Source organism: Pseudoalteromonas sp., from assembly GCF_041613455.1.
Classification (GTDB): Bacteria; Pseudomonadota; Gammaproteobacteria; order Enterobacterales; family Alteromonadaceae; genus Pseudoalteromonas.
Window position 1 is genome coordinate 1 of the sequence record NZ_JBFJHD010000066.1, and the last position, 14,695, is coordinate 14,695.

Below are 14,695 nucleotides of genomic sequence, written 5' to 3' on the forward strand. Positions count from 1 at the left end.
CAGGTATCAGGTATCAGGTATCAGGTATCAGGTATCAGGTATCAGGTATCAGGTTAGTGAAATTAAACACCGCGCTTGTTGCAAGCGCGGTGTTTTGCCAATTCTCGCCCCACTTTTTTATTGTACGCTACTGCTCTGCAAACTTGGGGACTTTACGTTTGTCAGCCTTACTCATAGCAAGCTGTTGAATTTCGTTTTGTTTGTGCTCTGCCGATTTGGTTTCTAACGAGTGTTGCTCGGCGTTTTCGTAACTTAATTCTGTGAGTAACGCAAAATGATCTGAGCCATACTTGGCCAGACGTTTAATGCGTTTTACTTTAAATCCTTCGCTGTGAAATAAATGATCCAGCGGCCAGCGCATAAAAAAGTAACTGGCATGAAAGGTGTTGTAAAAACCGCGGCCTTTACGAGGGTCTAACAAGCCACTTATTTGCATAAATAATCGCGTGCTGCGCGACCATGCAACATCGTTTAAATCACCAGCCACTATGGTAGGTCGAATTGGGTTTTTCAGTGCCTTTGCCACCATAATTAGTTCGCTATCACGAGGGCGCGATGAGTCTTCTTCGGTTGGGCTTGGCGGTGCGGGGTGAATAAAGTGCGCTTGCATTTTTACCCCTTGATCTGTGACAAATAAAATATGAATCGACGGTATATCGTCTGCTATTAGCTCGCATATTTGCGCATCAATAATATTAAACTTACTATATAAATGCATGCCATAGCGGTTGTCTTTAGGGCATTCTATACAATATGGGTAATCTTTTTTCAGTACTGCTAACTTAGTTTGCCACCAGCTATCACTTTCAAGCGTTATTAGCAGGTCGGGCTGCTGCTGATGCACCAAACGAATTAGTTGCTCACTGTTATGGTTAGACATCAGTACATTGGCCGACATAATTCTAACACTGGGGGCACTATGTTTTGCGGCGCTTTGTACTTCTTTTTTTGCCAGCCAGGTATAGGGGTATATCCACTTCGCTTGCAAGCACATAACAAGCACAGCGGCAACACTGATATATAAAAAGTCGCTCACATCACTATATGCAAAATACGCAGCAACCACAGCGACAAAGCTTGCTAAATAAAACACTTGTAAACGAACAAAGTCGCAACTGCGCACTAAGTAATGCTGGCTATAACTGATAGGTAATAACGTGATAAATAATAAACAGCTCATTATTATTGCCAGCGTAATAAACATGTAACCTCCTGTTCGGTGTTTATCGGCTCAGTATCGACAGTATCTCACGAGTATCATGCACCAAATGAATAATAGTTCGGTCAACCTCAATGCGCACAGTGCCTTTATCTCGCGCTAATACCTTAGCCCGTCTATATATATCATGCTGTAAAATATCGCCGCGATGGTAACGTTTATGCCAGCCCGGTGGCGTCCAACCCTGACGAATTAGTTTTTTTACCTGCTTTTTAGTAAGCCCGTAATCATCCCGGTGGTGTTTTTTCCAGCCATGTTTATGGTGATACTTTTTGTCACGGTGTTTTTTACCGTGGTGATGATACTCGCTATGTTTATCACGGTAGCCATGATCGTCATCATCATGCTTTGCCTGTGCGCTTAACGAGCTCAGCGCTAAAATAATTAATGCACTATAAAGGGTTTTATACATATTAAGTCTCTGCTGTAGTCTATAACCTAAGATTAACAAGTTAGCCTGAACAACAAATGAAACCATGAAAAGTAATGTTAAGGTATTTGATATGGCGTCGGGCATCACTGCGTATAATTCAAGTTATAAAGCGGCTTTAAGAAACTCATAAATACGCAAAACCTCAGCAACGAACACGCAAATGAAGCTAGACCGACCAACATAAAGGCAGTGCTAACGGCGAACATTCTTGCTCGCTATTTTAGCAAAGGAGTATTTAAGTGTATGATATTAAATATATCTATAAGCAAGTGCTGAGAGTTTAAGATGTTTACAAAATTGCCACGCTGGGTTGAATATGGAGCCTTTACACTGGCGTTTATTGCCGGCATGGTAAATGCAGTGGGGTTATTAGGCTTTGAACATCAGGCCATTTCGCATTTATCGGGGTCGGTGACCTTATTTGGCATTAAACTCATGAGCGACGGCCGTGCCGCATTATTACTGTTTAGTATTATCATTAGCTTTATGCTGGGCTCGGCCTTGTCGGGCTTTTTACTCAATGGTGGCTCGCTAAAATTAGGTCGGCACTACGACACGTTATTATTTATTGAAGGGTTACTATTACTCGCCAGTGCCTATTTACTCCATAACACAATTGTTTATGGCATCGTATTAGCTTCTGCGGCGTGTGGCTTACAAAACGCTTTAGCAACCAATTATAGCGGTGCGGTCGTGCGTACCACCCATTTAACCGGTATTTTTACCGACTTAGGCTTAATGCTCGGCCGCGCATGCAAAGGCGAAGCCATAGATGCGCGTAAGTTTATGGTATTTTTACTGATCACCTTAGGCTTTTTATGCGGTGGAGTGATGGGCTTTATACTCTTTGCACGATTGTCGGTGATGACTTTAGCAGTACCGGCTATTATGTGCTTTATTTTATCCATTACTTACCGGCTCTATCGTTTACGTAAACCCATTTAGAGTAAGTTGTTTAACTTTTGTTGCCTTGCGCTTATTCAAGTGCCATTGCTATATAACCAATTTGTAGGAATATATGAAACGCCATTATCTCTGTCCACTACTCATGCTCAGCCAGCTGCCATTGATGGCCACTGCCGCACAAAATGATCACTCAGCAATTGAACGTATTACCACCACGGCATCGCGGGTTGAAGCCCTCAGCACCCCACTGCCCGTCGTTATTAGCGTACTTGATGAAACGCAGTTAGCGGCTATTGCGCCCACGCACATAGAAGAAGCAATGCAAAGAGTCGCAGGCGCCAATATACAGCGTGGTAATGGCCAAGAGTATTTACCCGCGCTGCGCTCCCCCGTTTTATCGGGTGCTGGGGCTTGTGGCGGACTGCTTACCTTAGAAGACGGTATTGCGCTTCGAGCGGCTGGTTTTTGTAATATAAATGAGTTGTTTGAAGCGCATAGCGAAATGGCACAGCGTATCGAAGTATTAAAAGGTCCGGGCTCCGCACTGTATGGCTCAAATGCCGTGCATGGCGTTATTAACGTAGTGACCCCAGACACCACCCAAGGGGGCGGCTTAGTGGCGGTTGATTACGGCTCATTTGGCTACAATCGCTATAAACTACGCGCCGGTCACGACATGGGAAATAGCGGGTTAGGCATAAATGCCAGCATTACCGACGACAGCGGCTATCGCGACGACGAAAGCGTATTGCAGCACAAGGTAAACCTGCGTCACCGTTATCACCGTGGCGAGTTAACCTTTACCTCGGGACTGACGTATACGCATTTAGAGCAACAAACTGCGGGGTTTATAACGGGATTTGAAAGCTATAAAGACGCAAATATAGCCCAGCAAAACTTTGATCCAGATGCGTTTCGTAATGCCCGTTCGTTACGTGTTTGGAGTAACGCTGAGTGGCAATTAAATGATGGTACGCTTGCTACCACAGTGTATTTTCGCAATCAAAGCATGGACTTTTTTAAGCATTTTTTACCCGGCACACCACTGGAAAATAACAGCCAAACGGGCCTAGGTTTGCAGTCGCTGTACCAGCATCAGCTCAAAGATAATATACAACTTAACGTTGGCCTCGATGGCGAATACACTCGTGCCGATTTTTTGCAAAACCAACAAAATGCCACACAAGGCTCGGCGTTTTTAGTGGCCACGGTGCCACAAGGTAAACATTACGATTACGATGTCAACGCCACTTTGTATGCCCCTTTTGCCAGTATGAATGTACAGCTAAGCGATTGGTTAGTCACACTTGGCGCACGTTACGAGCACATGCAATACGACTACACTAATAATATGTTAGCCGGTCGCAGTAAAGAAGATGGTAGTAAATGTGGTTTTGGTGGGTGTCGATATAGCCGCCCTGCCAGCACCAAAAATAGCTTTAGTAACCTGTCGCCAAAGCTTGGAGTAAGTTATCAGTACAACACCAATAACCTGCTTTATGCCAACTTTTCGCGAGGCTACCGCGCACCACAAGCGGCCGAACTTTATCAGTTACAGCGCCAACAAAGCACGGCTAATTTAGCCGCCGAAATAGCTAACAATGCCGAGCTTGGCCTTAAAGGCGTGTATCAAAACAGCCGATATAACTTATCGCTTTATGCTATGAGCAAACACCATACTATATACCGCGACAGTGACTTTTTTAGTGTTAATAATGGCAGCTCACGCCATCGCGGGATTGAGCTTGAGCTTGAACACGCCGTTTCATCGCGCTGGTCGGTTAACTTTGCCGCCAGTTATGCCAAGCATAGCTATACTAATACGCAAATATTGAATAACATTAATATTAATGGCAACGACATGGATACAGCGCCGCGTAAAACAGCCAATTTAGATGTAACTTGGCAGGCGTTTAATAACGCCAATGTAGCGCTGCAATGGCACCACGTTGGCCGTTACTATACCGACCCTGAAAACTTACACCATTATGACGGGCATGATATTTTAAGCTTACGAGCACAGTGGCAAGTCAGCAATAATTTAGCGCTTGCAGCGCGTATTATTAACCTCACCAATACGGCTTATGCCGAGCGCGCCGATTACACTAGCTTTAGCGGCGATCGCTACTTTCCTGGTCGGCCGCGTAATGCGATGTTGAGCGCAACTTATAGCTGGTAACCCTCTAAGTCGTTGATGTAACGCATCGGCGATTTTTTCATTACTTTTTTAAACATGGTAATAAACGCACTCACCGACTCATAACCTAATAACTCCGAGACTTGCTGCACGCCTTGCTGCTTCGACAACGCTTGCAGCGCAATGATAATATGTAATTGCGTGCGCCACTTACCAAAGGTCATGCCGGTTTCTTTTTTTATCAGTCGCGCTAACGTGCGCTCGGTAAACGCAAACTGCTGCGCCCATTGTGGCAACGTTTTACGGCTGTAAGGCTGGCTGATGATTTGCTTAGTCATCGTTTTTATTACGCTATGGGTCGATAATACAAAGTCTAATGGTTGAATGGGCATATCAATTAGCTGCTCAAATAGCACCTGTGCCAGCCGCGCAGTTTTACCGCTTAAACTATAATGTTGCGAGACGCTCGCTAAGCTCAACATTAATTCTTTGATTAGCGGACTAATCGTTATGGTACATGCCGTAGCTGGCATGCCCTGTAACTGCGAATCGATAAACAAATGGCATAACTGCGCATTGTCAGACGCTCTATTACTGTGCTCTATATTAGCGGGGATCCAAATTGCGCTATGGGTGGGCACCATCCACATTTTGCTGGCCACTTCACAGGTCACATAACCATGCAGCGCTAAAATTAGTTGCCCTTTGGGATGCGTGTGCAGCGGAATTTCATCACTCAGCTTGGCATATTCTCTTTTCGCAATAACCGGCTGTGGCATGGTTTCAAAATTTTTTATTTCATTCCAATCTGGAGGTAGCTGCATTTTGTCAGTTTTTAGTTATTTATTGTCTCTTTTACTAAATTATAGTATTCGCTTAGCCTTTATACTAGTCGCTATGGCTTCTTGCTAAACAACCAACCTGCTAGGACGTATACAGTGTTAACTCAACAATCTCAATCTCGCTTATCTTACGCGTTATTGGTGTTAGGTATTTTACTTATTGCCAGTAATTTACGCGCCCCAGTGACGGGGTTAGCCCCGGTGCTTGACCAAATCATTCTAAGTTTTGATTTAAGCGCATCGCAAGCCGGTATGCTTACTACCTTACCGCTAATTGCATTTGCATTAGCAAGCCCCTTGGCCACCAGTTTAGCCAAAAGACAAGGCTTGGAAGTGTCGCTATTTATTGCGCTGCTGTTAATTGGTTTAGGCCTCGTCTCACGGTTAATACACTCTGTGCCCATGCTTTATTTAGGCACTGCCATCATCGGGGTGGGGATTGCAATTGGCAACGTGCTGTTACCAAGTTTAATTAAGCGCGACTTTGCTCATAAAGTGGCCGTGATGACCTCGGCGTATGTACTGGCAATGGGTATTTTTGGTGGCAGTTACTCGGCATTAATTATTCCCCTTGCCGAATATCAACAGATAGGCTGGCAAATCGCGTTAGCCAGCTATGCTTTAATCTCTTTACTGAGTATTGTAATTTGGTTGCCGCAATTAAAGCTGCGCAGCAAACCGACGAAAGATTTACTTGAAAACACCGGCAACGTTAAAGTGTGGCGTCAAGCTCTGGCGTGGCAAATCACTCTATTACTTGGCTGTAACTCTTTATTTACCTACATTATTATTGGTTGGTTGCCGAGTATTTTAATTGATAACGGGCACAGTGCACAACAAGCGGGGGCGCTGCAAGGCTCATTTCAAGTAGCCTCGGCTTTACCGGGTATTATTTTAATTCCGTTATTAGCTAAACTAAAAGATCAGCGCATACTTACCTTTATTTTAGGGGTACTGGCGAGTTTGTCGTCGATTGGCTTACTGTATCTGCCCGAATACGCCTCGCTGTGGTCGGTCACTATGGGGTTTTGCTCTGGTGCATGCTTTATTTTAGGCTTGTCGTTTATTAGTTTACGGACTCACAACTCTCATCAAGCCGCAGCACTGTCTGGTATGGCGCAGTGTATCGGTTACTTACTTGCCGCAACGGGGCCGATTATTGCCGGAGCGTTACATGGTTATTTTGGCAATTGGAGTTCAACACTGTGGTTTTGTGCTTGTGCCAGCGCGTTGTGTGCGCTATTTGGCTATTTAGGCGGGCGCAATATTACTATGCGTAGTAAAGCGTAAAAGCTTATTACGCTGAATTAAATAACGCTTAAGTAAATAACGCTTTCAGCCAGCGAAAGAACTTAAAACGGCGCTGTGCAGCAGGCTGCTCAGCGCTGTGTTTATTTACGGCATCACGGCGCGCTTGCGCGATATTTGCTTTAGCGGCAAAACGTAAACGCTGCTCATCAGTAAGGTCGTCATCAAAGTGAAGGTGTAATTTTTTCACCTCACGACTACGTCGCATTGAACTACACATAGTACTACTCCCAACAAGGGCTCTAGTACAGTAGACAGGCAAACGCCCTGATTTATTGCATCATAATGCCAACTCAACTTTGCGTGGCTGTTAACGCTTTAAGCTAATTTAATAAGCCTAAATTGTTTTTTGCCACGCTGTATCACCCAAAAACGGTCAAACAAGGGAAAATCTAACTGCGCATGCTCGTCTACTATCGCTTCGCCATTAATTTTAATCGCACCTGCGGTAATTAATTCACGCGCCTGGCGCTTTGAGCTGGCCAGTTCGCTCTTAACCAATAACTCTGCAATATTAATTTGTGCATCGTGAATGCTGTGGACCGCTAGGCCATCTTGCTCTAACTGCTCAAGCTCCGACAAAGTTAGTGTTTGTACTTGGCCATTAAACAGCAATTGTGTAATGCGCTGCGCGCTTGCTAAGCCTTGCTCGCCGTGCACAAAACGCGTTAACTGCTCGGCTAAAATACGCTGCGCTTGCGGTTTTTGTTGGCTAGCAATATCGTCAGCTTCTATGGCTTCGATTTCTTTTACCGATAAAAAGCTGTAAAAGCGCAAGAAGTTGTAAACATCAGCATCGTCACAATTGAGCCAAAACTGGTAAAAGCGGTACGGAGAGGTTTTTTTCGCATCAAGCCAAATTGCGCCACCTTCGGTTTTACCAAATTTAGTGCCGTCTGACTTAGTAATAAGTGGCAAGGTTAATCCGTACACCGTTTGTTGGTTTAAGCGACGAGTTAAATCAATACCGCTGACAATATTGCCCCACTGATCGTTACCACCAATTTGTACACTGCAACCCAGTTCACTATTTAATTTCGCAAAGTCGTACGACTGCAATAAAGTGTAACTAAACTCAGTGAACGACAAACCTTGATCTGGGCGTTGCAAACGTTGCTTTACCGACTCCCGGTTGATCATGTTATTAATTGAAAAGTGCTTGCCTACATCTCTAAAAAAATCGAGCACTTCAATGCCACTAAACCAGTCGGCATTATTTTTTAATTGAATTGGCTCGCTTAAATGCGGATTCATCACACTTTCTACTTGTGAGCTTAAGTCGGCGACCCAACCTTGTACCGTTTCTTTACTGTTTAAGCTGCGCTCAGTGGCTTTAAAGCTTGGATCGCCAATCAGCCCGGTTGCGCCACCAATTAATGCCACCGCTTTATGCCCCGCATCATTAAAACGCTTTAGCATTAGCAGCGGCACTAAGTGGCCTATATGTAGGCTACCCGCGGTGGGATCAAAACCACAGTACACCACTTGCGGCGTGGCTAGCAATTGCTGCAATTGCGCTAAATCACTGACCTGAGAAACCAAGCCGCGTTGGGTAATATCGTCGAGTAATGCTGTTGTCATGGTATTTTTCCGCATACGTGTGTTAATAAGTTAGGGTAAAAATACTAATTAATGCAGCGGCGTTCCTATATATCCCTAAAGGGATAAAAACGGCTCTTTATTGACTGGTGATCAAATGATTTAAAAATAGCTGAAAAAACTCACTCAACGACGACACTTTTAATTGTGCATAAATACGTTTGCGATGATTTTTTACTGTGCCTAAGGTGATGTTTAATTGCGTGGCAATATCGTTAGAGTCGCAGCCTTGCACTAATAACATGGCAATTTGCCGCTCGCGGGGAGTGAGTTGCTCGCTGGCAAAGGTCGCTAAGCCACGCTCTATCAGCTGCCCTGTCGCGCTACTGTTAAGTGGCCCAAGTAATAATAACTGACTCCCCCAATGCTGGCGGCATAAGGCTTTAATTAAGTTAAAATGCGCCGTTAATTTGTTTTTTTGGATAGCGCTAAAGCGTTGTTTATTTTCTAACAAGCCTAAATAAATAACAATCCAACGGTGCTCATCAATACGCACACTAATACTTAGTTCATCCACCCAACCGGTTTCGTTATAAAACTGTTGTTGATATTGCGTATACGCGGCTAAATCTTTGCTTGCGGTGATATCGACCAGTCGATATACCCCTTCATGCCCTTTTTTTGACAGCTCAATATAAAACGGATCATTAATAAACGAGTTGGTTAAATAACGCTGAAACAATAACTCGCGACGTGTAGCAATCGAGTCGTATAAATAAATTGGGTGCTTGTTGGCTCTGCAACCTAAAATGACCGCGCAGTCAAATGGCACTAAATGTGCAATATAGTTCACTATTTTTTGCGCAAACCCGGTTGAACTTATTGCTTCAACACATTGCGCAATGAGCTCATTTTCACTGGATTTTGCAATCATGACTGCCACACTGTGTTAGGTAAATTAAAAGCTTAATTGGCGTTAGCGCTATAAAAATTGGCCTGTTTAATACTGGCAAAGTCATTAAATCGCACCCCATGTTCACGCATGACAGTGAGTACTTTTTTACTCAGCATTTGGCGTAAATAAAACGGCTGATTGGGTACAAAGTGATGAATAGAATGGGTTTTGCCAAAGTTAAAACAAAACAAGTGAAACGGCATAAATACGCGACTGGTTAACACATGGGTTTGCTCTAGCATATTAGTCACACCACCATAATAATGCATGCACGAGGTAACAAAATTGAGTGAACTTGAGCGCACAATATTAGGCACAATTAACACCACCATCAGAAATTCAAACACCGCCATGGTGCTAAGCAGCCAAGTTGGTGAGCTTAGTGCAATGGGGGTAAACAGATTTACCGCATGGAATATAATAACGCTGTACAACACAATAAAGTATGCGGTGGCAATAGGAAAGCCGGCATTAAATATTTTAAAAAAATGAAAACCTTTGATCTCTTTAGAAAAACGTTTTGCGTTAATTAATAACCCTAATAAACCATCAACAATAACCAGCGCACGTAATAACGGGTTTTTAATGCCATTACCCACTAAGCGTTCTTCTAAGTCTTGCGGGGTGCCTGAGTTTTTATGATGGTGTAAATGCAACTTACGGCGGTACCACGGACTTATAGTATTTGCCCGCATTAACCACACGGTTAGCATCATAAAGTTATGCATCAGCGGCTGCTTACTAAAGTACTGTTTATGAATTAAGTCGTGTTCTAACTCATGGGAAATAGATGCCGCCATGGCTACTAAAATAATACATAACCACGCAGGTATAATAGCCAGATAATATAAGTAGCCTACCCCTACTAATGCGCCAAGCGACAACAGTAAAATAACTAACCCGATGCTGTTTTGATGCGTTAATACAGGATGCTTTGTACGTAGCTTCGCCTCTTCAGTTTTAATCGCTTTAACGATGGCTTGAATATTTTGTTTTGCACTTAAATGAGTCATAAATCACACCCGTTCAATAATGTTGTGGCGGATAATACCTGAACTGGTAAAAAAAACACCTCAACGCGCACTTTCTTCACACTATTTAATAATAGCGGCGAGTACTTTTGCGCGCTAATTAGTAGCTAAAACAACACAGGCGCGATGACTATTCGCGCCTGCACTGTATTTATTTAAGCTTAGTTTATCGAGGCTGCTTTTGCTGCGCCGCTAAATAGTCAATTGCTAATTGACTCATCGCTTGGGTGCCCACTTTTAACGTGGACTCATCAACATAAAAGTACGGCGAATGGTTAGTTGGTGCTGCTTTTGCGTCTTGCCCTGTAGGCGTACCACCTAAAAATAAGAATAACCCTGGCACTTGCTGCGCATAAAAAGAAAAGTCTTCAGCACCGGTGACTTTAGGTACATCAAACAGATTGTTTTTTCCTACTACCTTTTCAAGTGTGGGTAACATTTGCGCGGTAAGAGCAGGGTTGTTTACCGTAACGGGGTAACCTTTAAAAATAGTTACCTCGGCTTCGGCCCCCGACGCTTTCGCAATATGCGTGGCGGTGGTGGTTATTTTTTCAAAAATTTGCTGGCGATTATCCATATCAAAATTACGAATAGTGCCCACCATTTCAACCGTGTCTGGAATGATATTATTACGTACACCGCCGGCTATTTTACCAAACGAAATAATAGCCGGCTCTTTAGTGATATTTATTTGCCGACTAACAATATGATTAACCCCAGAGACAATTTGCGCAGCAACTGAGATTGGATCTACGCCACCCCAAGGTGATGATCCATGAGTTTGCTTGCCTTTTACTGTTATTTCAAAGCGATCGGCACTAGCCATAATCGGGCCACTACGGTAGCCAATTTGACCGCTGTTTAATCCCGCCATCACATGAATACCAAACGCCACATCGGGTTGGTATTTTTTAAATATACCTTCTTTAAGCATTAACTCCGCGCCGCCTTCTTCGCCTTGTGGCGCCCCCTCTTCTGCCGGCTGAAATACAAACATAATATTACCGTGGAGCTCACTTTTTACCGCCGACAATACTTCAGCGGCGCCCATTAACATCGCCACATGGGTGTCGTGTCCACAGGCATGCATCACCCCTACATCAACGCCATTATAATGGGTGGTCACTAATGATTTAAACGGCACGTCGGCTTTTTCGGTGACCGGCAAGGCATCCATATCGGCACGTAGCATCACGGTAGGCCCAGGTTTAGCTCCTTTTAACATCCCCACCACGCCGGTGTAGGCAATGTCAGTTTCAACCTGCATCCCCAAGGCTTTTAAATGACGCGCCACAATCGCCGCGGTGCGTGTTTCGCGGTTACTTAATTCGGGGTGCTGATGAAAATCGCGACGCCACTCAACCACCTTATCTTCAACCTGATTGAGCTGTTTATCGATATTAATAGTGGCATTAGCATTAAATACGCCGCAACTTACCACGCCTAGAGCGAGTGAGATTAATGAACGTTTCATCGATTTTCCTTTTTTATTATGTAGCTTTACCAGCAAGTGCTGAGGCTATAGCTAACGAATGTGCAACAGAGTGAACACGCATAAATAATTACCCAATCAATTTGAGTAGTTATGCAAATGATGTACGAAACTACATAGTAACTAAAACTGCCTAGAGTAAAAACACCAATAAAAAAAGCGACTTTTAATCGCCACGGCACTGCTCATTCGTAGCCGCTTCACTTAACTCTGATCAAGGGGGAAATCGTTGCCTGTCGAACAAACAAGCGACGGGTAACCGCGACGCACACTACTGAGCAAACAGTACATAGAGTACTTTGCTCTAGCAGCGAGTGACTGCGCTGCGATTATTTATTACTCAGCTTAGCGCTACTTGAATGCCTTTTTCTTCAAGTTCATGACGAACACTGTCTGGAAAAGCGCTGTCGGTAATTATTATGTCAAAACATTCAATATCTAACGCGTGGAAAGTGCCCACTTTGCCATATTTTGATGAATCTGAAATTAGAATGGTTTTTTGCGCCGCCTTAGCCACCGCTTTTTTAATAATCACTTTAGGCTCACTTGGCGTAGACAGTCCGCGTAGGTTCCAAGACGAGGTTGATACAAACGCCACATCTATGTTCATTCCGGCTAAAAAGTCTGCCACCTTACTACCGACACTCGATTGGTTGTCACGATCGACGCGCCCACCAGTGTGGTAAAGTTCGCAGCTACTATGTTTCATCAAATACATGGCAATCATAAAGTCGTTAGTGATAAAGAGTAAATCATCTCTATGTGCTAACTGTCGCGCTATTTCCAGTGACGTCGTACCGGCATCAAGGTATACCGATGCATTGTTAGGGACAAATTGGCTCGCTAGTTTGCCTATAACGGCTTTTTCTGCGGCATTTTGCTGCGCTTTCGCGTCATGGGATGGTTCATTGTGCAATATTGTCGTCAGTTGCACGCCTCCCGATACCGACAACACCTTGCCATCTTTCTCTAGCTTGGCAATATCACGGCGAATAGTCATGTGAGATACCGCAAGGTTATCAACTAACTCATTGATACTAATAACATCTTGCTGTGAAAGTAGAGATAAAATTATTTTATGGCGCTCTGCTGGGATCATAATGGCTAATATTAGTTATTATTTTGTCACTATCTTAGCAACTCAATCTGCAACTGTGAAGTTATGCTTGTTATTGTTAAATAACTTTATTTCCCTGCAATTTCATCCCGATATGTATGTTCCTGGCTACTCCTTGTCTGTTTAAATGTTATTAAATGGTAAGTTATGTGAATAAACTGCTTGACGACCCTACAATTCAAACATATAGTCACAACAATTAACGAGTCTTAACATATTGAGCAATATCTTAATAAAGGAAAGCACATGAACAAGCAGATCCCCTTCAATAAAAAATTACTTACCGGCGTGTTACTAGCAGGTCAACTTGGCTGTATACATAGCGTTGCAGCAGAAGAAAATAGCGCTAGTAACACTGCCAGACTCGAACAACTTATTACCAAACAACAACAGCAATTAGAAGTTTTAAAACAACAAGTTGATCAGCTAAAAAGTAACAGTAGCGCTCCCGTAGATGTTACTATGCAAACACCTACCGCAGTCAGCAAAATAGTGCATGGCGACCCTAAAGCAAAAACTAAACTTGTCGTATCTGGCTGGGTAAACCAAATGTTATCTGTGGTTGATGATGGTGAAGGCGTTGACGCTTACATTGTAGATAATGACTTTGCGGAAAGTAGAATTAAGTTTTTAGGCACTGTTGCTGCCAGTGAAGATCTGACAATCGGGGCAAAAATAGAGCTCACTATTGCACCTAATAAATCAGGCAACGTTAGCCAAACAAACCAAGATATCAATAATATTTTCGATCAACGCTACACCGAGGTATTCCTGCAAAGCGAGCGCTGGGGTAAATTATCTTTGGGTAAAGGTTTTACCCCATCACATTCAAGCGCATTACGGGATTTATCGGGCACAGCCATTGTTGCTAGTGCAAACATAACGGATCAAGCTGGCGGATTATTTTTTCGCGAGCGTGATAATAACGCCTTAACCGACATTCGCATCTTGGATGGCTTTAATAGTTTTGATGGCCTCAATCGACGTAATCGCCTGCGTTACGATACGCCTACATTTAATGGCTTTAGTTTGGCCACTTCTCTTGTTAGTGATAGTCGCTACGATGCAACGCTCTCATACCAAGGGCAAGGCTATGGGCTAAAGGTGCTTGGCGCAGCAGCGATTGCAGAACCTAATTTAGCCAATGCGGGGTTACAATATGACGGCTCTGTGTCAATGCTGCACGAAGCAACAGGCTTAAACTTAACGCTGGCTGCTGGTATGTTAGAACAAGATGATCAAGATAACCCTAGCAACCTATTTGCTAAGTTTGGCTTAATTAAAAATTATACCCGCGTCGGCCAAACCGCATTTTCGCTAGATTACACGCGCTCTAAAAATTTGCCAAATGAAGCAAGTAAAAGTACCGCGTATGGTTTAAGCGCTGTGCAGCAACTCAATGATTGGGGTACTGAAGTATATGCCTCATACCGCATCTACTCATTAGACTTAGCAGTTGGCAACGACGTTAACGACATACAGGTGTTATCTGTTGGGGCGAGAGTGAAGTTTTAATGGCTATATTAGCTAAAAAAACGCGGCAACTTCCCTTACTCCTTGGCCTTATTATGCTTACTGGTGGTAGTAGTCTTAAGCCTTTTCAATGGCATGATGAGCGTGAAATGGGATTAGAAACGGGCCTGTTTAGTGGCGCTGCAGGCGAGTTTGTTATTATCGATAACACGTACGACCCCGAACGCATACATTAAGCCGATG

At 43.7% G+C, this 14,695-nt stretch carries 14 protein-coding genes; 5 read left to right on the forward strand and 9 right to left on the reverse strand.

The features are described from left to right. Positions 1–127: 127 nt before the first annotated feature. On the reverse strand, positions 128–1,204 hold the full coding sequence (locus ABYB02_RS08345; RefSeq protein WP_372762008.1) for an endonuclease/exonuclease/phosphatase family protein: 1,077 nt from the start codon (positions 1,202–1,204) through the stop codon (positions 128–130). A 19-nt stretch (positions 1,205–1,223) separates the two neighbouring features. After that, entirely contained in the window at positions 1,224–1,631 is a 408-nt protein-coding gene (locus ABYB02_RS08350) for a hypothetical protein (protein ID WP_372762009.1), read from the reverse strand. A gap of 306 nt (positions 1,632–1,937) precedes the next feature. Between ABYB02_RS08350 and ABYB02_RS08355 the strand changes: the two genes are divergently transcribed. Continuing rightward, entirely contained in the window at positions 1,938–2,597 is a 660-nt protein-coding gene (locus ABYB02_RS08355) for a YoaK family protein (protein ID WP_372762010.1), read from the forward strand. A gap of 73 nt (positions 2,598–2,670) precedes the next feature. Then, entirely contained in the window at positions 2,671–4,737 is a 2,067-nt protein-coding gene (locus ABYB02_RS08360) for a TonB-dependent receptor (protein ID WP_372762011.1), read from the forward strand. On the opposite strand, the gene ABYB02_RS08365 is transcribed toward ABYB02_RS08360, so the two are convergent. Beyond that, a complete protein-coding gene (locus ABYB02_RS08365) occupies positions 4,725–5,519 on the reverse strand; it encodes a helix-turn-helix transcriptional regulator (RefSeq protein ID WP_372762012.1) in 795 nt (264 codons plus the stop codon). The two genes, ABYB02_RS08360 and ABYB02_RS08365, sit on opposite strands and share 13 nt — an antisense overlap. A 114-nt stretch (positions 5,520–5,633) precedes the next feature. Between ABYB02_RS08365 and ABYB02_RS08370 the strand changes: the two genes are divergently transcribed. Continuing rightward, positions 5,634–6,827, forward strand: a complete 1,194-nt coding sequence (locus ABYB02_RS08370; RefSeq protein ID WP_372762013.1) for an MFS transporter — start codon at positions 5,634–5,636, stop codon at positions 6,825–6,827. A gap of 28 nt (positions 6,828–6,855) precedes the next feature. On the opposite strand, the gene ABYB02_RS08375 is transcribed toward ABYB02_RS08370, so the two are convergent. From ABYB02_RS08375 to ABYB02_RS08400, 6 genes are all read right to left on the reverse strand, one after another. After that, positions 6,856–7,065, reverse strand: coding sequence for a hypothetical protein (locus tag ABYB02_RS08375; protein WP_372762014.1), 210 nt, complete (start codon positions 7,063–7,065; stop codon positions 6,856–6,858). A 98-nt stretch (positions 7,066–7,163) separates the two neighbouring features. Continuing rightward, the gene (gene tyrS, locus ABYB02_RS08380; RefSeq protein WP_372762015.1) at positions 7,164–8,426 is read right to left on the reverse strand and encodes a tyrosine--tRNA ligase; all 1,263 of its coding nucleotides are present in this window, start codon (positions 8,424–8,426) and stop codon (positions 7,164–7,166) included. A gap of 97 nt (positions 8,427–8,523) precedes the next feature. Beyond that, on the reverse strand, positions 8,524–9,318 hold the full coding sequence (locus ABYB02_RS08385; RefSeq protein ID WP_372762016.1) for a LuxR C-terminal-related transcriptional regulator: 795 nt from the start codon (positions 9,316–9,318) through the stop codon (positions 8,524–8,526). 32 nt (positions 9,319–9,350) lie between these two features. Next, positions 9,351–10,352, reverse strand: coding sequence for a fatty acid desaturase (locus ABYB02_RS08390; RefSeq protein WP_372762017.1), 1,002 nt, complete (start codon positions 10,350–10,352; stop codon positions 9,351–9,353). 184 nt (positions 10,353–10,536) lie between these two features. Beyond that, the gene (locus tag ABYB02_RS08395) at positions 10,537–11,844 is read right to left on the reverse strand and encodes a M20 family metallopeptidase (protein WP_372762018.1); all 1,308 of its coding nucleotides are present in this window, start codon (positions 11,842–11,844) and stop codon (positions 10,537–10,539) included. 358 nt (positions 11,845–12,202) lie between these two features. Then, positions 12,203–12,961 (reverse strand): DeoR family transcriptional regulator, encoded by a 759-nt coding sequence (locus ABYB02_RS08400; protein ID WP_372762019.1) that lies wholly within the window; start codon positions 12,959–12,961, stop codon positions 12,203–12,205. Positions 12,962–13,225: 264 nt separating this feature from the next. Here ABYB02_RS08400 and ABYB02_RS08405 point away from each other — a divergent pair, with 264 nt between their 5' ends. Then, on the forward strand, positions 13,226–14,494 hold the full coding sequence (locus ABYB02_RS08405) for a porin (protein ID WP_372762020.1): 1,269 nt from the start codon (positions 13,226–13,228) through the stop codon (positions 14,492–14,494). Beyond that, entirely contained in the window at positions 14,494–14,688 is a 195-nt protein-coding gene (locus tag ABYB02_RS08410) for a hypothetical protein (RefSeq protein WP_372762021.1), read from the forward strand. Before ABYB02_RS08405 ends, ABYB02_RS08410 begins: the two co-directional genes overlap by 1 nt. Positions 14,689–14,695: the final 7 nt, after the last annotated feature.